This is a genomic window from Corynebacterium mucifaciens (assembly GCF_012396315.1).
Taxonomy (GTDB): domain Bacteria; phylum Actinomycetota; class Actinomycetes; order Mycobacteriales; family Mycobacteriaceae; genus Corynebacterium; species Corynebacterium mucifaciens.
In genome coordinates this window covers 60,737-77,529 of sequence record NZ_JAAXPF010000009.1, presented here as the reverse complement: position 1 = coordinate 77,529, position 16,793 = coordinate 60,737, and the positions used below count along the sequence as shown (strand labels likewise).

Annotated in this window: 19 protein-coding genes and 2 tRNA genes; 16 read left to right on the top strand and 5 right to left on the bottom strand. The window is 65.6% G+C overall.

The features are described from left to right. On the bottom strand, nucleotides 1–185 hold a 185-nt coding region (locus HF989_RS10700), incomplete at its 3' end, for a hypothetical protein (RefSeq protein ID WP_210729126.1). A 465-nt stretch (nucleotides 186–650) separates the two neighbouring features. Between HF989_RS10700 and dnaN the strand changes: the two genes are divergently transcribed. The 4 genes from dnaN (at nucleotide 651) to gyrB (ending at nucleotide 5,783) form a co-directional block, all read left to right on the top strand. After that, nucleotides 651–1,835: a DNA polymerase III subunit beta gene (gene dnaN, locus HF989_RS08660; protein ID WP_168685697.1), complete on the top strand. Its 1,185-nt coding sequence runs from the start codon at nucleotides 651–653 to the stop codon at nucleotides 1,833–1,835. A gap of 3 nt (nucleotides 1,836–1,838) precedes the next feature. After that, a complete protein-coding gene (gene recF, locus HF989_RS08655) occupies nucleotides 1,839–3,020 on the top strand; it encodes a DNA replication/repair protein RecF (RefSeq protein ID WP_168685696.1) in 1,182 nt (393 codons plus the stop codon). After that, nucleotides 3,004–3,600, top strand: coding sequence for a DciA family protein (locus HF989_RS08650; protein ID WP_168685695.1), 597 nt, complete (start codon nucleotides 3,004–3,006; stop codon nucleotides 3,598–3,600). The genes recF and HF989_RS08650 overlap by 17 nt, the downstream gene beginning before the upstream one ends. Before the next feature lie 146 nt (nucleotides 3,601–3,746). Then, nucleotides 3,747–5,783, top strand: a complete 2,037-nt coding sequence (gene gyrB, locus HF989_RS08645; RefSeq protein ID WP_343033581.1) for a DNA topoisomerase (ATP-hydrolyzing) subunit B — start codon at nucleotides 3,747–3,749, stop codon at nucleotides 5,781–5,783. A gap of 9 nt (nucleotides 5,784–5,792) precedes the next feature. On the opposite strand, the gene HF989_RS08640 is transcribed toward gyrB, so the two are convergent. Continuing rightward, nucleotides 5,793–6,227: a DUF6918 family protein gene (locus HF989_RS08640; protein ID WP_168685693.1), complete on the bottom strand. Its 435-nt coding sequence runs from the start codon at nucleotides 6,225–6,227 to the stop codon at nucleotides 5,793–5,795. Between the two features lie 138 nt (nucleotides 6,228–6,365). Further along, the gene (locus HF989_RS08635) at nucleotides 6,366–6,671 is read right to left on the bottom strand and encodes a hypothetical protein (protein ID WP_168685692.1); all 306 of its coding nucleotides are present in this window, start codon (nucleotides 6,669–6,671) and stop codon (nucleotides 6,366–6,368) included. Between the two features lie 56 nt (nucleotides 6,672–6,727). On the opposite strand from HF989_RS08635, the gene HF989_RS08630 reads away from it, so the two are divergent. After that, nucleotides 6,728–7,723, top strand: coding sequence for a hypothetical protein (locus tag HF989_RS08630; RefSeq protein ID WP_168685691.1), 996 nt, complete (start codon nucleotides 6,728–6,730; stop codon nucleotides 7,721–7,723). Between the two features lie 77 nt (nucleotides 7,724–7,800). Here the strand turns inward: HF989_RS08630 and HF989_RS08625 are convergent, their stop codons facing one another. Continuing rightward, on the bottom strand, nucleotides 7,801–8,070 hold the full coding sequence (locus HF989_RS08625; RefSeq protein ID WP_168685689.1) for a TetR family transcriptional regulator: 270 nt from the start codon (nucleotides 8,068–8,070) through the stop codon (nucleotides 7,801–7,803). Next, nucleotides 8,067–8,279, bottom strand: a complete 213-nt coding sequence (locus HF989_RS08620; protein ID WP_038608954.1) for a hypothetical protein — start codon at nucleotides 8,277–8,279, stop codon at nucleotides 8,067–8,069. Before HF989_RS08620 ends, HF989_RS08625 begins: the two co-directional genes overlap by 4 nt. 61 nt (nucleotides 8,280–8,340) lie before the next feature. On the opposite strand from HF989_RS08620, the gene gyrA reads away from it, so the two are divergent. The 11 genes from gyrA (at nucleotide 8,341) to HF989_RS08565 (ending at nucleotide 16,792) form a co-directional block, all read left to right on the top strand. Continuing rightward, on the top strand, nucleotides 8,341–10,887 hold the full coding sequence (gene gyrA / locus HF989_RS08615; protein ID WP_168685687.1) for a DNA gyrase subunit A: 2,547 nt from the start codon (nucleotides 8,341–8,343) through the stop codon (nucleotides 10,885–10,887). A 3-nt stretch (nucleotides 10,888–10,890) separates the two neighbouring features. Then, nucleotides 10,891–11,235 carry a DUF3566 domain-containing protein gene (locus HF989_RS08610; protein WP_168685685.1) on the top strand — a complete coding sequence of 115 codons (345 nt, stop codon included), beginning with the start codon at nucleotides 10,891–10,893 and terminating at the stop codon, nucleotides 11,233–11,235. 75 nt (nucleotides 11,236–11,310) lie between these two features. Beyond that, nucleotides 11,311–11,384, top strand: a tRNA-Ile gene (locus tag HF989_RS08605). Nucleotides 11,385–11,403: 19 nt separating this feature from the next. Next, a tRNA-Ala gene (locus HF989_RS08600) sits at nucleotides 11,404–11,476 on the top strand. Between the two features lie 287 nt (nucleotides 11,477–11,763). After that, a complete protein-coding gene (locus HF989_RS08595) occupies nucleotides 11,764–12,120 on the top strand; it encodes a hypothetical protein (RefSeq protein WP_168685683.1) in 357 nt (118 codons plus the stop codon). A gap of 69 nt (nucleotides 12,121–12,189) precedes the next feature. Beyond that, nucleotides 12,190–12,942 carry a glycosyltransferase family 2 protein gene (locus HF989_RS08590; RefSeq protein ID WP_246233901.1) on the top strand — a complete coding sequence of 251 codons (753 nt, stop codon included), beginning with the start codon at nucleotides 12,190–12,192 and terminating at the stop codon, nucleotides 12,940–12,942. Nucleotides 12,943–12,983: 41 nt separating this feature from the next. Then, nucleotides 12,984–13,832: a phytoene/squalene synthase family protein gene (locus HF989_RS08585; protein ID WP_343033580.1), complete on the top strand. Its 849-nt coding sequence runs from the start codon at nucleotides 12,984–12,986 to the stop codon at nucleotides 13,830–13,832. Next, on the top strand, nucleotides 13,829–15,376 hold the full coding sequence (gene crtI / locus HF989_RS08580) for a phytoene desaturase family protein (protein WP_168685679.1): 1,548 nt from the start codon (nucleotides 13,829–13,831) through the stop codon (nucleotides 15,374–15,376). The genes HF989_RS08585 and crtI overlap by 4 nt, the downstream gene beginning before the upstream one ends. Beyond that, complete coding sequence (locus HF989_RS08575; protein WP_168685677.1) at nucleotides 15,376–15,675, top strand: lycopene cyclase domain-containing protein; 300 nt, start codon at nucleotides 15,376–15,378, stop codon at nucleotides 15,673–15,675. The genes crtI and HF989_RS08575 overlap by 1 nt, the downstream gene beginning before the upstream one ends. Next, nucleotides 15,672–15,938 carry a lycopene cyclase domain-containing protein gene (locus HF989_RS08570; protein ID WP_168685675.1) on the top strand — a complete coding sequence of 89 codons (267 nt, stop codon included), beginning with the start codon at nucleotides 15,672–15,674 and terminating at the stop codon, nucleotides 15,936–15,938. Before HF989_RS08575 ends, HF989_RS08570 begins: the two co-directional genes overlap by 4 nt. After that, entirely contained in the window at nucleotides 15,938–16,792 is an 855-nt protein-coding gene (locus tag HF989_RS08565) for a prenyltransferase (protein WP_210729125.1), read from the top strand. Before HF989_RS08570 ends, HF989_RS08565 begins: the two co-directional genes overlap by 1 nt. Nucleotide 16,793 lies beyond the last annotated feature (1 nt).

The following is a 16,793-nucleotide window of genomic DNA, read 5'->3' as shown; positions in this document are numbered from 1 at the left end:
ACTTCCCGGGCAGATGAGCCGGCTAAAAACCTCTCGATCGCACCATCGCGGATATCAGATGGAAATGCTGCGGGCATCGGAATACCTTTCAGCCCCCACCACTCCAACTTTTTGTCCGCGCTCCCAAACGGCGGATAGCTGGCTCTTTGTAGCTGGATCCAGCGTGGCAGCTGGTGGCCCGCCATCCCGCAAACCCCAGCAGTCACTGCAGTACCACTCTCCACAGTCCTATCCACACCTGTGTAATTACACCGTTGTAGTTTCGTTAGATCGCACACATTGTGTCGGCCGTCACACGACATAGAACTGGGGACAGCATGTGCATAACCAGTGGAAGAACGGGCTTGCAATTGTGTAATTTCACCCAGGCCGAAAATCTATCCACAGAGGCGCGTGTTTATCCACACGTTATCCACAACCCAAATCACACGCGCGACACGCCGTGCGACCGGCAGAAAAGGCCCCCCATCCACAGATTCCCCAGCCCCTACTGTTGTTGCCACCTTTACTTCTTGTAATTCAATCTGGAGAAAGAGAGGGTGTGCAAAAGCCCGCCGACCACCCGTGCAAGCCCCCAAATGACAAATGTAGAGTGGTGTCCGATCTGACCCTGCCCACGGAATCTGCCGAGCGAAGGAGACCGCGCCGCCATGGACAACAATGTGTCGTTCCGCGTCCACAAGGACGAACTCGCCGACGCTGCGGCATGGGTAGCACGCAGCCTGCCCACCAAATCCACGCAACCGGTCCTTCGCGCGGTGGTCATCACCGCAGATGACAACGGCTTGGAATTCGCAGGCTTCGACTACGAGGTCTCCACCCGCGTGCGCATCGCCGCCGAGGTGAACGACCCGGGGCGCGTGGCTGTGGCTGGCAAGCTCCTGGCGGACATCGTGGGCACGATGCCGAACGACGCGATCGAGGTCAGCACTGACGGCAAAGTGATGACGTTGAGGGCGCGCTCCTCCCGCTTCGAACTCCCGCTGATCGCGCTGGACGACTACCCGCAGTTGCCGCAGCTTCCCGAGGTCACCGGCCGAATCTCGCCGGCTGCCCTGACGGGTGCCGTCACCCAGGTGGCCTCCGCCGCCGGCCGCGACGACACGTTGCCGATGCTCACCGGCATCCACGTGGAAATCGACGGCGAGAACGTGAAACTCACCGCCACGGACCGCTTCCGTCTGGCGCAGCGCCACCTGACCTGGGAGCCGGCTCACCCCGGCGTCAAGGCCGACCTGCTCATCCCGGCGAAGACGCTGCTGGATAACGCCCGCACCCTGGACACTTCCATTGACGAGCCGGTCGAACTCGCCGCGGGATCCGCAGACAACATCGGCGGCGACGGCCTGTTCGGTCTGCACACTGGCAACCGCGAGACCACCACGCGCATGCTGGACGCCGATTTCCCCAACGTCGCGCCGTTGCTGCCCAAGACGCACACGGCGATCGCGTCGGTGGAAGTCGCGCCGCTGCTCGAGTCCATCCGCCGCGTCAGCCTCGTCGCGGACCGTAACGCCCAGCTGCGCATGCACTTCCAGGAGGGCGAGCTCACTCTGTTCTCCTCCGGCGCGGATTCGGGTGCGGCGCAGGAGACCCTGCCCGCCGCCTTCGCCGGGGTGGACGAGCTGCTCATTGCGTTTAACGCGGGCTATCTTCGCGACGGCCTCTCGGTCATCGGCACCGACCGCGTCGTCTTCGGGTTCACGGAGGCCTCCCGCCCGGCCATCATGATCCCGGAGCCGGAGGTGATGCCCGAGCGCGGCGAGGACGGGACGTTCCCCACGCCGCAGACGCACTTCACCTACCTGCTCATGCCGGTGCGCTTGCCGGGCTAGCCCATGCATGTCCGCGAGCTCGATCTGCGTGATTTCCGCTCGTGGCCCGAGCTGAATCTCAAGCTTGAGCCGGGCGTGAGCGTCTTTGCCGGCCGCAACGGGCACGGCAAAACCAACATCGTGGAGGCGGTTCACTACTCGTCCAAGCTGTCCAGTCACCGCGTATCGACGGATGCTCCGCTCATCCACGCCGGGGCCGACAACGCCCGCATCTCCGCCACCACCGTCAACGACGGCCGCGCCCTGACTACGCACCTGCTGCTCAAGGCGCACGGTGCAAACCAGGCGCAGATTAACCGCACCCGGCTGAAATCCGCCCGCGAACTGCTCGGCGTGCTGCGGGTGGTGATGTTCTCGCCGGAAGACCTGCGCCTGATCACAGGCGAGCCCGCAGAGCGCCGGAAGTTCCTGGACGATCTCGTAGCACTGCGAGCGCCCCGTCTTGGCGGCGCGAAGGCGGATTACGACAAGGTGCTGCGCCAGCGCAACGCGCTGTTGAAAAACTCGAACATGGTGCTGCGCCGCGGGTACCAGGATGCCGACGGCGCCAGCGCGCTATCCACCCTGGACGTGTGGGACGGCCAGCTCGCGGCACTCGGCGCTCAGGTGGTAGCAGGGCGCCTTGCGCTTGTAGACGAGCTCGCCGGGCGAATCACCGAGGCGTACACGTCCGTCGCCCCTGAGTCGCGTCCCGCGTCGGTGGCGTACAGCTCCACGCTTGACCGGGCAGTCACAGAGCTCGCGGGCGGGCCGTCGCGCGACCCGGACGTCTTCGAGGCCGCCATGCTGGCCGAGCTGGGCCGGCGCCGCAAGGAGGAGATCGACCGGGGCGCGACCCTCGTCGGACCCCACCGTGACGACCTGACCCTCATGCTCGGCGACCAGCCCGCGAAGGGTTACGCCTCACACGGCGAGACATGGTCGTACGCGCTCGCACTCCACCTGGCGGAGTACCACCTTCTGGCCAGCGAGGGCACCGACCCGGTACTCATCCTCGACGACGTCTTCGCCGAGCTGGACGCGAAGCGCCGCGAGCGGCTCGTCCACGTCGCGTCCGACGCGGAACAGGTGCTCGTCACCGCCGCGGTGGGCGACGATCTGCCCGGCAACCTCGACGACGCTGTGGCGGCGCGCTTCGCCGTGACCATGCAGGACGGGGTGAGCTCCGTTGAGCGATCTGATTAGCCGCAGCTTCGACAACGTCCGCGACACCGCCCGCAAACGCGGCGTCGCCCTCCCGGACCTCTCCCGCCAGGGCACCAGCGCCATCCCCCGGCGCAACAGACCCCCGCTTCACGACCGACCAAAGGCTGCCATCACGGTGCCGGGGTTAGAGGTGCCGGAGGAACGTCGTAAAGCAACTGTGCGAGGCATCCCCACGGGGGCCGACGGGCGCGCACTGCCGCGAAGCTACAAAGTGTCGTCCTTTGGCAACCTGCTGGGCAGCGAGATCCGCAAACGGGACTGGACCGAAAAGATGGCGCACGGCTGGGTGATGGGCCACTGGGACGAACTGGTGGGCGTGAAGATCGCGCAGCACACCCGCGTGGAGATGATCAAAGGCGGCGAGGTGCACGTGAGCTGCGACTCCACCGCCTGGGCGACGCAGATGAAGTACATGCAGCGCGAGGTGCTCTCCGCGATCGCGGCGAAGGTCGGCCCGGACGTGGTGACGAAATTGCACGTGTACGGGCCGAAGACGAAGAGCTGGCGCTACGGTCCGCTGCACGTGAAGGGCCGAGGCCCGCGCGACACCTACGGGTAGGAATCGGCGAAAAACGCGTGTGAAACGCCCTCTCGCGGGTTGGACGGGTGCCCGTAATGTCCCCCTTAGCGTGTAAGATGAGATGGGTTCAACGGGCCTGTGTGACAAACTCGGCCCATATTTACGCATGGAGGAGCTTTCCAAACGTGGCAGAGCAGCAACCCCATTACGACGCGTCGTCGATCACCATCCTCGAAGGCCTCGAGGCGGTACGCAAGCGCCCGGGCATGTACATCGGCTCGACGGGTGCGCGCGGCCTGCACCACCTGGTGTGGGAGGTCGTGGACAACTCCGTCGATGAGGCGATGGCGGGTTACGCCGACCGCGTCGACGTGACCTTGCTGGCCGACGGCGGCGTCGAGGTCGTGGACAACGGCCGCGGTATCCCGGTAGAGATGCACCCGTCCGGCGCCCCGACGGTGCAGGTGGTCATGACCCAGCTGCACGCGGGCGGCAAGTTCGATTCGGACTCCTACGCGGTCTCCGGCGGCCTGCACGGTGTGGGCATTTCCGTGGTTAACGCGTTGTCCACCCGCGTCGAGGCGGACATCAAGCGCGACGGCAAGCACTGGTACCAGAATTTCACGATGGCCGTGCCGGATGAGCTGGTGGAGGGCGGCAACGCCCGCGGCACCGGCACCACCATCCGCTTTTGGCCGGACGCCGAGATCTTCGAAACCGTCGACCTCAACTACGACACCATCTCGCGCCGACTGCAGGAAATGGCCTTCCTGAACAAGGGCTTGACCATCACCTTGACGGACCAGCGCGCCAGCGACGAGGAGCTGGAGCTCGAGGCCATCGCCGAGGAGGGCGACACCGCAGCGCTTGTCGACGGCGACTCGTTCGACGACACCGTCGAGACAGCCCCAGATGTGAAGAAAAAGCGGGAGAAGAAGGTCACCTTCTACTACCCGGACGGTTTGATCGACTACGTCAACTACCTGAACAAGTCCAAGACCGCAATCCACCCGACCATCATCGGCTTCGACCAGAAGGGCGACGGCCTGGAGGCGGAGGTGGCCATGCAGTGGAACGGCTCCTACAAGGAGTCCGTGCACACCTTCGCCAACACCATCAACACCCATGAGGGCGGTACGCACGAGGAAGGCTTCCGCGCCGCGCTGACCAGTTTGATGAACCGCTACGCGCGGGAACACAAGCTCCTCAAGGACAAGGAGCCGAACCTCACCGGCGACGACTGCCGCGAAGGCTTAGCAGCCGTGGTGTCCGTGCGCGTGGCCGACCCGCAGTTCGAGGGCCAGACCAAGACGAAGCTGGGCAACACCGAGGTCAAGGGCTTTGTCCAGCGCGCGGTGAACGAAAACCTCTCGGATTGGTTCGACGCCAACCCGGCCGAGGCCAAGGCCATTGTGAACAAGGCGGTGTCGTCCTCGCAGGCCCGGCAGGCGGCGCGCAAGGCCCGCGATTTGGTGCGCCGAAAATCCGCCACCGACCTGGGCGGCCTGCCCGGCAAGCTCGCGGACTGCCGCTCCAAGGACCCGTCCAAGTCCGAGCTGTTCATCGTGGAGGGCGACTCTGCGGGCGGCTCCGCCAAGGGCGGTCGCGACTCCATGTACCAGGCCATTTTGCCGCTTCGCGGCAAGATCCTGAACGTGGAGAAGGCGCGCATGGACCGTGTGCTGAAAAACGCCGAGGTCCAGGCCATCATCACCGCGCTCGGCACCGGCATCAACGACGAGTTCGACATCGCCAAGCTGCGCTACCACAAGATCGTGTTGATGGCGGACGCCGACGTGGACGGCCAGCACATCGCCACCCTGCTGCTGACCCTGCTGTTCCGCTTCATGCCGGAGCTGGTGGAAAACGGCCACGTCTACTTGGCCAACCCGCCGTTGTACAAGCTCAAGTGGGGTAAGGGCGAGCCGGGTTACGCGTTCTCCGACCGCGAGCGCGACGAGCAGCTGGCGGAGGGCCTGGAGGCCGGCCGCAAGATCAACACGGATGACGGCATCCAGCGCTACAAGGGCCTCGGCGAGATGAACGCCAAGGAGCTGTGGGAGACCACGCTGGATCCGGAGACCCGCATCCTGCGCAAGGTGGAGCTTGAAGACGCCCAGCGTGCCGACGAGTTGTTCTCCATCCTCATGGGCGACGACGTCGCCGCGCGTCGCAGCTTCATCACCCGCAGGGCGAAGGACGTCCGCTTCCTGGACGTCTAGCGGGGACCGCTACGCGAAACGCTCCACGATGTCGCCGAGCTCTGGCAGCGCCGGGCCGGCAATGTCCGTGGCCTTGCCGCGTAGCGACGAGTAGACCTTCTGCACGGGCCCGGGCAGGGAATCGACCTGCTTGTCGCCAGCGTCGAGCATCGCCTTGATCACCTCGTCCTCGCGGCCGGCGAGGAATTCCCCGAAACCCTGCTGGTCGCTGGCCTGGTAGGCGGACCAGTACGGGCTCAGCTCGTCCACGATCTGGGGGAGCACCGCGTTGACGCCCTTGGAGACGACGTCCGAGTCAGCCTTCTTCCCAGCCGCGAGCGCCGACTTCAGCGCCATGCCGGTGAGGCCGGACTGGCGCGAAACAGTGGTGTCGGCGAGAGAAGCGAGCTCCTCGACGACCTTCGGGCGGATGTCGTTTGCAAGTAGCTGAGAGAGATCTGTCATGCGGGCCAGTGTAATGGGAAAACGGCCGGTGCAAGCCGGCCGTTTTCGGTTGCAGCTCTTCCACCGCAGCGCATCATAAGTCACATGGTCCACTGCAACCACAACGGGCAAAACCGTAACACAGGCCGCGGGTGGGGGCTAACGCTGTGGCAGGGAACCGTTTACGTACGTATGCGCCAGCTGCGTCAGGTTGAACTGCGCCGCGAGTTTGTCGATAGCGGCCCGGACCGGCGGGACAAAATCGATGATGAGCTGCACCGTGACGGCCGTCGCCGCCAGCGCGATCGCAAGCGAAAGAGGCGCGGACCCGGTGTACAGGCCCTCGAGGGGGCGCTTCGGCGGGACTTCGAATTCCGCATTAGGGGCAGCGGCGGCCATGGTCGGGGCGGTGAGTGTGGCGGCAGCGAGGGCGGTAGCGGTCAGACCAGCGGCGATTCTCCTCATAGCAGTCATCGCAGGTGCGGGGGAACCGGTTTGCAGCCCGTCGCGTCTAAGTGCACATGAGCCACCTTCATAACGGGATGACCATGCCGGCCGGTGGATTGCTGCACGCGAACCCCGGGCGGATCCCGCCGGGGATGACAAGCGTGAACGGGCAGTTTCTGGTGCCGCGGGACTACCTTCGGCCGTCGTCAGTTGTGCTGCGCGATGCAGTACGCCACCCGCGCCGAGTGCAATACGCGGTACCCGCCCAATACCGCGCGGCGGCATGCGCACTCACGCACCCGGGCACCACGCTCACAGGATTCGGTGCGCTGGCCCTTTACGGGCTGCCGTACCTCGCCGACGCTCACGACGTGGTGCTGATCGCGCCGAAGAACCGGATGAAAAAGCTCGGCGGTCAGTTCAGCCCCACGCTGACCCGGCAGCCGCTCGGCCCAGGGGAGACGTGGAATGTGGTGTGCCGCGGCGAGCCCATCCAGGTGGCCGCACCCGCCGTTGCCGCCGCTCAGGCCCTCAGGTTGATCCGCATCGGGGAGTGCTCGTGGCCGGTCGTGGCGCCCGCCGATGAGGAGGTGTTCGTGCGCGCGGTGCAGCTCGTCGACACCTGCCGCCGGTTTCTCGGCATCGCTCCCGAGGCGATTGCCGCCGCGAGCAGGGGCCGTGTGGACAACAGGTGGCTCGCCTCGGTGCTGAAGGCCTCGAGTGCGCTCGCGGATTCGCCGAAGGAGACTGAGATGCGCCTTCTAGCCAGCAAAATAGCCAAAGATTACGGGATCGAGCTGCGGGAACAGTTGGAATTCGTGGACAGAGGCAAGTTGGTTACCCGTGCCGACCTGGCTTTTCCGGGGCCACGGGTGGCGCTGTACTACGACGGCGCGAATCATGACGATCCCGGCCGCCGGATCAAGGACACTCGCATCGACCTCTATCTCACGTCCATCGCGTGGCGGCCGCTGCGCTTCGGCACGAACATGCTGGGCGGCGTGGCGAAGCACTTGGCGGTGGTGCTGGAGGAGCGCGGGTGCGCACGATTTGACGGGCGGAAAATCTGAACTGCGCTTTTAGGGTGCGAAATCGTGTGAAATGTCAGATCGTGCGCAGCTGCCTATCGACGACCCACCGGCGCCCCTCAGCCTGCCCAGCGGCGGTACACCTCGGCGGCGGCGTCCGCGAACCCGGCGTTGGAGGCGCCGGGGGAGAGGGGCTGCAACGCGCGGATGGTCTCGGCCAACTCGCGGGCTGCTGCGGCAACGGAATCGAACACCGGCACGCCGTGAAACCTAGACCCGGGAACGGCGGCGCAGGCGGCGAGGGCGGCAAAGGAGCGGACGTGGCAGCCGTGGACGGCGCAGTACTCGTCGGCGACGGCCAGGAGCTGCTCCGGGGTAAATCCTCTCACTGCCGGGCCTGCCGTATGCGGGCTTCCATTCCGGCGTAGGAGGGGATGAGGGAGCGGGCGAGGTCGGTGACGTGGGCGTCGTCAAGCAAACGCGATGCTGCGGCGACCACCGCACGGCGCGCGGCCTCCTGCTTCGAGCAGCCCCAGGCGGAGGCGAGCAGGACGAGAGCTTGGTCCTCGTCTGCGGTGAGTCTGAGCGTCATAGCCATACCATTGTGATACCACGGTGCTGCTTCGTCGCCGCGCAGAAGCCCGGTAGACTCAACAACCATGGCTGACGAGACCTCGAGCGGCGCCGACCGCATCCAACCAATCGACATCAATGAGGAGATGCAGACCAGCTACATCGATTACGCCATGAGCGTGATCGTGGGCCGCGCGCTCCCCGATGTCCGCGACGGAATGAAGCCGGTGCACCGCCGCATCATCTACGCGATGTACGACAACGGCTACCGCCCCGAGCGCTCCTACGTGAAGAGCGCGAAACCCGTGGCAGACACCATGGGTAACTACCACCCGCACGGCGACAGCGCCATCTACGACACCCTCGTGCGCATGGCGCAGCCGTGGTCCATGCGCTACCCGCTTGTAGACGGCCAGGGTAACTTCGGCTCACCCGGCAACGACGGCCCGGCGGCCATGCGTTACACGGAGTGCAAGCTGACCCCGCTGGCGATGGAGCTGGTCCGCGACATCCGCGAAAACGCCGTCGACTTCATCCCGAACTACGACGGCAAAACCCAAGAGCCGACCGTGCTCCCGTCGCGTGTGCCGAACCTGCTGATGAACGGCTCCAACGGCATCGCGGTGGGCATGGCCACCAACATCCCGCCGCACAATCTGAACGAGCTGGCGGACGCCATCCAGTGGATCCTGGACAACCACGACGCCGACGAGAAGGAAACCCTCGACGCCGTAGTTGAGCGCGTGAAGGGCCCGGACTTCCCCACGGCAGGGCTGATCGTGGGCGACCAGGGCATCAAGGACGCCTACACCACCGGCCGCGGCTCGATCCGCATGCGCGGCGTGACGGAGATCGAGGAGATTGGCAACCGCCAGGTCATCACCATCACCGAGCTGCCGTACCAGGTCAACCCCGACAACTTCATCCACAGCATCGCCGAGCAGGTCACGGCAGGCAAGATGGTGGGTATCTCCAAGATCGAGGACGAGTCCTCCGACCGCGTGGGCATGCGCATCGTCATCACGCTCAAGCGCGACGCCGTGCCGCGCGTGGTGCTGAATAACCTGTACAAGCACTCGTCGCTGGAGACGAACTTCTCCGCGAACATGCTCAGCATTGTCGACGGCGTTCCGCGCACCCTGCGCCTGGACCAGATGCTGCGCTTCTACGTCAAGCACCAGATCGACGTCATCGTCCGCCGCACCCAGTACCGCCTGGACGAGGCCGAGAAGCGCGCCCACATCTTGCGCGGCCTGGTCAAGGCGCTGGACGCCCTGGACGAGGTCATCGCGCTGATCCGCCGCTCGCCGACTGTGGACGACGCGCGCCAGGGCCTGATGGGCCTGCTGGACGTGGACGAGATCCAGGCCAACGAGATCCTGGCCATGCAGCTGCGCCGCCTGGCGGCCCTGGAGCGCCAGAAGATCGTGGACGACCTGGCAGCCATCGAGGAACAGATCGCGGACTACAAAGACATCCTGGCCAAGCCTGAGCGTCAGCGCGAGATTGTGGGCGACGAGCTGAAGGAGATTGTGGACAAGTACGGCGACGAGCGGCGCACCCAGATTGTCGCAGCCACCGGCGACGTTACGGAGGAAGACCTCATCGCCCGCGAGAACGTGGTGGTCACCATCACCTCCACCGGCTACGCCAAGCGCACGAAGGTGGACGCGTACAAGAGCCAGAAGCGCGGCGGCAAGGGCGTGCGCGGCGCCGAGCTGAAGCAGGACGACGTGGTGAAGAACTTCTTCATCTGCTCCACGCACGACTGGATCCTCTTCTTCACCAACTTCGGCCGCGTCTACCGCCTGAAGGCCTACGAGCTGCCGGAGGCCGGACGCACCGCCCGCGGCCAGCACGTGGCCAACCTGCTGGAGTTCCAGCCGGAGGAGAAGATCGCGCAGATTATCCAGATCCGCTCCTACGAGGATGCCCCGTACCTGGTGCTGGCTACCCGCGACGGCCGCGTGAAGAAGTCCCGGCTGACGGACTACGAGTCCGCGCGCTCCGCCGGTTTGATCGCCATCAACCTCAACGAGGGCGACTCGCTCATCGGCGCGTGCCTGGTGGGCGAGGACGACGACGTCCTGCTGGTGTCCGAACAGGGCCAGGCCATCCGCTTCTCCGCAGACGACGAGCAGCTGCGCCCGATGGGCCGCGCCACCGCCGGCGTGAAGGGCATGCGCTTCCGCGGCGACGACCAGCTGCTGGCCATGACAGTGGCCAAGGACGGCGAGTACCTGCTGGTGGCTACCTCGGGCGGCTACGGCAAGCGCACCGCCATTGAGGAGTACAACGCCCAGGGCCGTGGTGGCATGGGCGTGATGACGTTCAAGTACAGCCCGAAGCGTGGCAAGCTCATCGGTGCACTTTCTGTTGCCGAGGACGACCAGATCTTCGCCATCACCTCCGCCGGCGGTGTGATCCGCACCGAGGTGAACCAGATCCGCCCGTCGTCGCGAGCGACCATGGGCGTGCGGCTGGTCGACCTGGCAGACGGCGTGGAGCTCCTGGCCATCGACCGAAACGTCGAGGATGCGGGCGAGGAAGAGGCCACCGCAGTAGCCACCGGCCAGAAGACCATCGAGCAGGCGATCCACGACGGCGCGACTTCCGCCGAGGCCGAGGAGTAGCCCGTGGCTGTCCGGAAAGTGACCGTCCGCAGCATCGGCGCCGTCTCCACCTTCAAGGTGGCCACCCTGCTGGCGATGGCCGGCTTCATCGCCTGGATGGGCGCGTGCGTGCTGCTCTACTTCGCGCTGGAGCAGGCCGGGGTGGTCGAGTCGGTGAACTCGCTGATCGGCGGCGTGGGCGGCGACCAGGTGGTGGACCTGAAGCTGGCAATGTCCGTTGCGGGCCTGCTCGGCCTGGTGGGCTTCCTGTTCCAGGTGATCATGGCGCCCCTGACGGTGATCATGTATAACGCCGTCGCGGACTTGGTCGGAGGCATCAGTTTCACCATGTCCAACCGCTCTCGGTAGCCGCTGCAGTTATAGGCCACACGCTGGGGATTTGGAGGTGCACAAGCGCCTCTGTAATATTCCTATTCGTTCCCAGGGCCTATAGCTCAGTCGGTTAGAGCGCATCGCTGATAACGATGAGGTCGCAAGTTCGATTCTTGCTAGGCCCACGGTACCTCCGGGTACGGCGGGGCATTAGCTCAGTTGGTAGAGCACCTGCTTTGCAAGCAGGATGTCAGGAGTTCGATTCTCCTATGCTCCACAGGAACCACAAACGCTCCCTCTGCATTGCGCAGGGGGAGCGTTTGTTTGTGTGCGCGCTCTCTTCGGCACCAAAGTTCCCTCCAGGGTACGAACGTTCCCCAACGCACCAGTGCAGCACATGGGGCGAAAGCGCAACCGTGCCGTTCACGTGGTGTGCGGCGCAGAAAAGCTACGGCACCTTCGTACCAAGTCTTGGCGCAAGCGCGGATTTTGCTTGATCACCGCTGGTGACGGCCTTACTGTCTGAAATCACACCGCCCGACCACCACTTCAGGAGGCCACATTATGAAGAAGTTCACCAACGCGGCAGCAGCATCCGTCCTGGCGGGTGCAATCGTCCTCTCCGGCACCCCGGCTCAGGCTGCAGAGACCGCCGACACCGAGACGGCTGCAACCACCACCACCGCAGCTGAGAAGCCGGCCAAGGAGAAGAAGGAGGAGCTGACCTGGCAGGAGCGCAACGAGCGCGCCCAGGCTCAGATCGACATCACCAGCCAGCGCCTGGACAACGCGAAGAAGGGCCTCGAGGTGACCGACGGCATCATCAACTCCTCCTCCAACCTGAAGGACCTCTTCACCCCGCGCATCGTGAAGGACGGCGCTCTGTCCACCCTGCTGAAGATCATCGGCAAGTTCATCTAAGGCTGCCACCCTAAGCACCGGCTCGAAATGGGCCGGTGCTTTCTGTATTGGTGCCCATATACTTTCCCCATGCCGACCATCGCAGTGGTGATCCCGTGCCGCAACGACGCCGCGCTGCTCGACCGGTGCTTGGCCAGTTTCGACGCCCAGACACGCCCGGCCGATGTTGTCGTCGTGGTTGACAACGGCTCGACCGACGCCTCCGCAGACGCTGCGCGGGCGCATGGCGCTGAGGTGGTCGCGGAGCCGCGCCGCGGGATCACATGGGCGGGCGCGGCAGGCTACGACCGAGCCGCGCAACTCGGCGCGGACATTATCGTGCGCACCGATGCGGACGCGCACGTTCCGCCCGACTACCTGGCCGTACTGGAAAGTCTGTGGCACTGTGCGGCATCCGATGTCGTGGGTGTGACCGGGCCCGCTGAGTTCGACGGCGTCCCGGCGGTGGTGTCCCGCGCGTATCTCGGGGCGTATAGATACAGCGTGGGCTCAGCGCTGGGCCATCCGCCGCTCTTCGGCACGAACTGCTCGTTCCGGGCGCGCTGGTGGGTGTCTGTCCGGGAGACGCTAGACCTGGCCGATACGCGGGCGCACGACGACATGCAGCTGTCGTTCGCCGTGCGGCCGGGGGAGACGGTCCTCTTCGCCCCGGGGCTTGTGGTGGGGATGGACTCGCGGGCGCTGCGTGGTGGACGCCAGCTGGTCACCCGCTTCCGGCGGGGCTGGCATTCCATGATGCGGGGGTTTGCAACGTCGCCGCCGTGGCGGAGGTTGCCGGGGCGATGGGCGATTTCCGGGCCCAATGTCGGTGCTGCGCTGTAGGATTTGACCATTACCGCAACGTTTCACCGTAAGGGCCCGCTGTGACTGATTCTTACCTCTCCCGCTACGACCGCATGGCGGACCGAGCCGCGGTGCAGGTGATCGGACACTACTCAACGAGCTTCTCGCTGGCCACCCGTGTGCTCGACCCGGATACTCGGCGCGACATCCGCAACCTGTACGCGGTGGTGCGCATTGCCGACGAGATCGTGGACGGCGCCACCGCGGAAGCCAACGAGTGCCCCGAAACCGCGCTGGATGTGTACGAGGAACAGGTGCTGCACGCGCCGCGGCACCGCTTCCACACTGATCCGGTGTTGCACGCGTGGGCCAACACCTACCGCCGCTGCGGCATCAAGGACGACCACGTGCGGGCGTTTTTCTCCTCCATGCGCCGGGACACTACGCAGACGGACTACAGCGCGGACGACTTAGGTGCCTACATCTACGGCTCTGCCGAGGTGATCGGCCTGATGTGCCTGGATATCTTCCTGCGCGAGCATGACCCGAGCGAGCAGGACCGCCGCACGATGGAAGAGGGCGCCCGGGCGCTCGGATCCGCGTTCCAGAAGGTGAACTTCCTGCGCGACCTGGGGGAGGACTCGCGTGACCTGGGGCGGGCGTACCTGGGCCCCGTGCTGGACGAGGACCTCAAGCGCACGCTGACCGGTGAGATCACGGAAGAACTCGACGCAGCGCGTACCGCCATTCCGCTGCTGCCCGTCGCCGCGCGCAGGGGAGTGGCAGCCGCCGAGGCACTCTTCCGGGACCTCAACGAGCGTATCGCCGCCACACCAGCCGAGGACGTGGCCGCCGCGCGGGTCAGCGTGCCCAACCACCGCAAGTTCCTGCTCACGGCGCGGGCAATACAGAAAGCGAGAACACCATGACACAACCTCAGACCGCAATCGTGATCGGCGCCGGCGTCGCCGGCATGGCCACCGCCGCGCTGCTCGCGCGCGAGGGGATCCGCACCACCGTGGTGGAGAAGCTCCCCAGCCACGGCGGCCGCGCGGGCAACGAGTCCGTGGACGGCTTCCGTTTCGACACCGGCCCCAGCTGGTACCTCATGCCGGACGCCTTCGACCACTTCTTCGCCCTCTTCGGCAAACGCACCACGGACCTGCTGGACCTGCGGCCGCTGACCCCCGCGTACCGGCTCTTCCCCGAGGGCGAACAGCCTATCGACGTCGCCTCTGGCCGCGACAACGCCATCGAGCTCTTCGAGTCCCTCGAGCCCGGTGCCGGCGCCAAGCTGCGCGAATACCTCGACAGCGCGGAGGAGACCTACGACCTCGCGCTCGAGTACTTCCTCTACACCACCTTCCGCTCCGTCGCTCCGTTTACGCAGATCACCGGCCAATACCGAAAGCTCGCGCGCTACCTCACGGAGCCGTTGGATCACTTCGTGGCCAGCCGCTTCAACGACACCCGCCTGCGTCAGATGCTCACCTACCCGGCGGTCTTCCTGTCCTCCCACCCCGCGCGCACGCCGAGCATGTACCACCTGATGAGCCACACGGACCTCACCCAGGGCGTGCTCTACCCGCAGGGCGGATTCGGTGCAGTCATGGACGCCTTCTACGACCTCGCCGTGGAGCAGGGTGTGCAGTTCTCGTTCGACACCGAGGTCGCCGCCATCAACTACTCCGGGCGCAAGGCCACGGGCATCACGCTTATCGACGGCCAAAGGCTCGATGCCGACATCGTCGTCTCCTGCGCGGATCTGCACCACACCGAAACTCGGTTGTTGCCTAAGGAAAAGCGCACCTACGACGAGCGCTACTTCGCCCCGCGCGACCCGGGCCTGGGCACCGTGCTGGTCATGCTGGGTGTGGAAGGCGAGATCCCGGAGCTCGCTCACCACAACCTGCTGTTCTCCCGCGAGTGGGGCGAGGACTTCGCGGCCGTATTCGACGGCCCCGTCCCGCAGCGCCCCCTGGGCGCCTCCCGCTCCATCTACGTGTCCAAGCCGAGTGCCACCGACCCACACGTGGCGCCCGCTGGGTACGAGAACCTATTCGTGCTGGTCCCCGTGGCGGCCGAGGAGGCTATCGGCCACGGCAACATGTACCGGGAGCAGGCGAGCGAGCAGGTCGAGCGCATCGCCGACGCGGCGACCCGGCAGATCGCGCAGTGGTGCGGGGTGGAGGGGTTGGACCGGAGGATCGTCGTGAAGCAGACGCTTGGGCCCGCGGACTTCGCCGAGCGCTACCATGCCTGGTCCGGCGGATCCATCGGACCCGCGCACACGCTGCGGCAATCCGCGTTCCTGCGCGGCTCCAACAAGAGCCGCAAGCTGGACAACCTGTATTACGCCGGCGCTACCACCACGCCCGGAGTTGGGGTGCCGATGTGCCTGATTTCGGCGGAGAACGTGATCAAGCGCCTCAACGGTGACACCAGCCCGGGTGCGTTGCCGGAGGCCCTGTAATGCAGTTTGCCTACCTCGGCGTGCTGCTGTTTTCGCTGGCCGGCATGGTGATCATCGACTACCGCTGGAAGACCGCTTTCTTCCGCGACCCGCGCAAGGCCGCCCTGCTTTCCGCTGGCTGCGTGGTGGCGCTGCTGTGCTGGGACGGTCTCGGCATAGCGACCGGCACGTTCGTGCGCGGGGACTCGCCGTACATGGTGGGCATCGACCTGGCGCCGCAGCTGCCGCTGGAAGAACCCGTTTTCCTGTTCTTCCTCACCTACCTGACCATGAACCTGACGGGATTGCTACGCGCGTGACGTACCTGTACATATCTGCCCCGTTTTTGCTTGCCGCCGTTGCGCTGTGGGCGCGGGTGCGGCCGTGGAAGCTCACCGCGGCTGTCACCGGTGTGTTGTTCGCGCTGACCATCATTTTTGACAACCTGATGGTGGCGGCGGGCCTGTACGAATTCGGCCACGCCACCACCCTCGGCGTGAACATCGGGCGCATTCCCGTGGAGGATTTGTTCTACCCGCTGTTTACCGCCCTGGTGGTGACGGCTGTGTGGAGGAGGAACTGATGCTGAGAGGAATTCTTGCGGCGTCTCGGCCGCTGAGCTGGGTCAATACCGCAGTCCCGTTCGCGTTGACCTACCTGCTGGCGCAGGGTGGGGTCACCGTAGAACTCGTGGTGGGCTTTATCTTCTTCCTCGTCCCCTACAACATTGCGATGTACGGGATCAACGACGTTTTCGATTACGAATCCGACATTGTCAACCCCCGCAAGGGCGGCGTGGAGGGCGCGGTGTTGCCCAAGACGATGCACCGGCCGCTTTTGGTGGCGTCCGCCGTCACGGTCATCCCGTTTGCGCTGTACCTCTTCGCGGTAGGCACGTGGGCGTCCGGGGCGGCGCTGGCCCTGGCGCTGTTCGCGGTGGTGGCGTACTCCGCCCCGCCGCTGCGGTTCAAGGAGGTGCCGGTGCTGGACTCCGTGACGTCCTCGGCGCACTTCACTCTGCCAGCTGTGGTGGGTGCATTGATCGGGGGCGGATCCATCGGCGGCAGCCTCGGCGTGGCGCTGGTGGCCTTCTTCCTGTGGGGGATGGCTAGCCACGCGCTCGGGGCGGTACAGGACGTGCAGTCGGACCGCGCCGGGGGGCTGCACTCCGTGGCAACCGAGCTCGGCGCGCGCGTGACCACTCGCGCCGCCGGCATTTTTTACTTGGCGGCAGCCGTGCTCTGCTTCGTCCTGCCTTCGCCCGGCTGGGCCGTCGGCCTCTTGGGCGTGGGCTACGTTGCCAACACGCTGCGGTTCTGGAACGTCACAGACGAGACGTCGGCCGCCGTGAACCGCGCGTGGAAGGTGTTCCTCTGGTTGAACTACCTCACCGGCGCGGTGGTCACCATCGCAGTGTTGGCCAGCGTGGTGCTGTAGG

What these genes read in the sequence shown, in the direction of transcription:
- dnaN (WP_168685697.1), top strand. Translation starts at nt 651, where the DNA reads ATGGACAACAATGTGTCGTTCCGCGTCCACAAGGACGAACTCGCCGAC.
- recF (WP_168685696.1), top strand. Translation starts at nt 1,839, where the DNA reads ATGCATGTCCGCGAGCTCGATCTGCGTGATTTCCGCTCGTGGCCCGAG.
- HF989_RS08640 (WP_168685693.1), bottom strand. Translation starts at nt 6,227, where the DNA reads ATGACAGATCTCTCTCAGCTACTTGCAAACGACATCCGCCCGAAGGTC.
- HF989_RS08635 (WP_168685692.1), bottom strand. Translation starts at nt 6,671, where the DNA reads ATGAGGAGAATCGCCGCTGGTCTGACCGCTACCGCCCTCGCTGCCGCC.
- HF989_RS08630 (WP_168685691.1), top strand. Translation starts at nt 6,728, where the DNA reads ATGAGCCACCTTCATAACGGGATGACCATGCCGGCCGGTGGATTGCTG.
- HF989_RS08620 (WP_038608954.1), bottom strand. Translation starts at nt 8,279, where the DNA reads ATGGCTATGACGCTCAGACTCACCGCAGACGAGGACCAAGCTCTCGTC.
- gyrA (WP_168685687.1), top strand. Translation starts at nt 8,341, where the DNA reads ATGGCTGACGAGACCTCGAGCGGCGCCGACCGCATCCAACCAATCGAC.
- HF989_RS08595 (WP_168685683.1), top strand. Translation starts at nt 11,764, where the DNA reads ATGAAGAAGTTCACCAACGCGGCAGCAGCATCCGTCCTGGCGGGTGCA.
- HF989_RS08590 (WP_246233901.1), top strand. Translation starts at nt 12,190, where the DNA reads ATGCCGACCATCGCAGTGGTGATCCCGTGCCGCAACGACGCCGCGCTG.
- crtI (WP_168685679.1), top strand. Translation starts at nt 13,829, where the DNA reads ATGACACAACCTCAGACCGCAATCGTGATCGGCGCCGGCGTCGCCGGC.
- HF989_RS08575 (WP_168685677.1), top strand. Translation starts at nt 15,376, where the DNA reads ATGCAGTTTGCCTACCTCGGCGTGCTGCTGTTTTCGCTGGCCGGCATG.
- HF989_RS08565 (WP_210729125.1), top strand. Translation starts at nt 15,938, where the DNA reads ATGCTGAGAGGAATTCTTGCGGCGTCTCGGCCGCTGAGCTGGGTCAAT.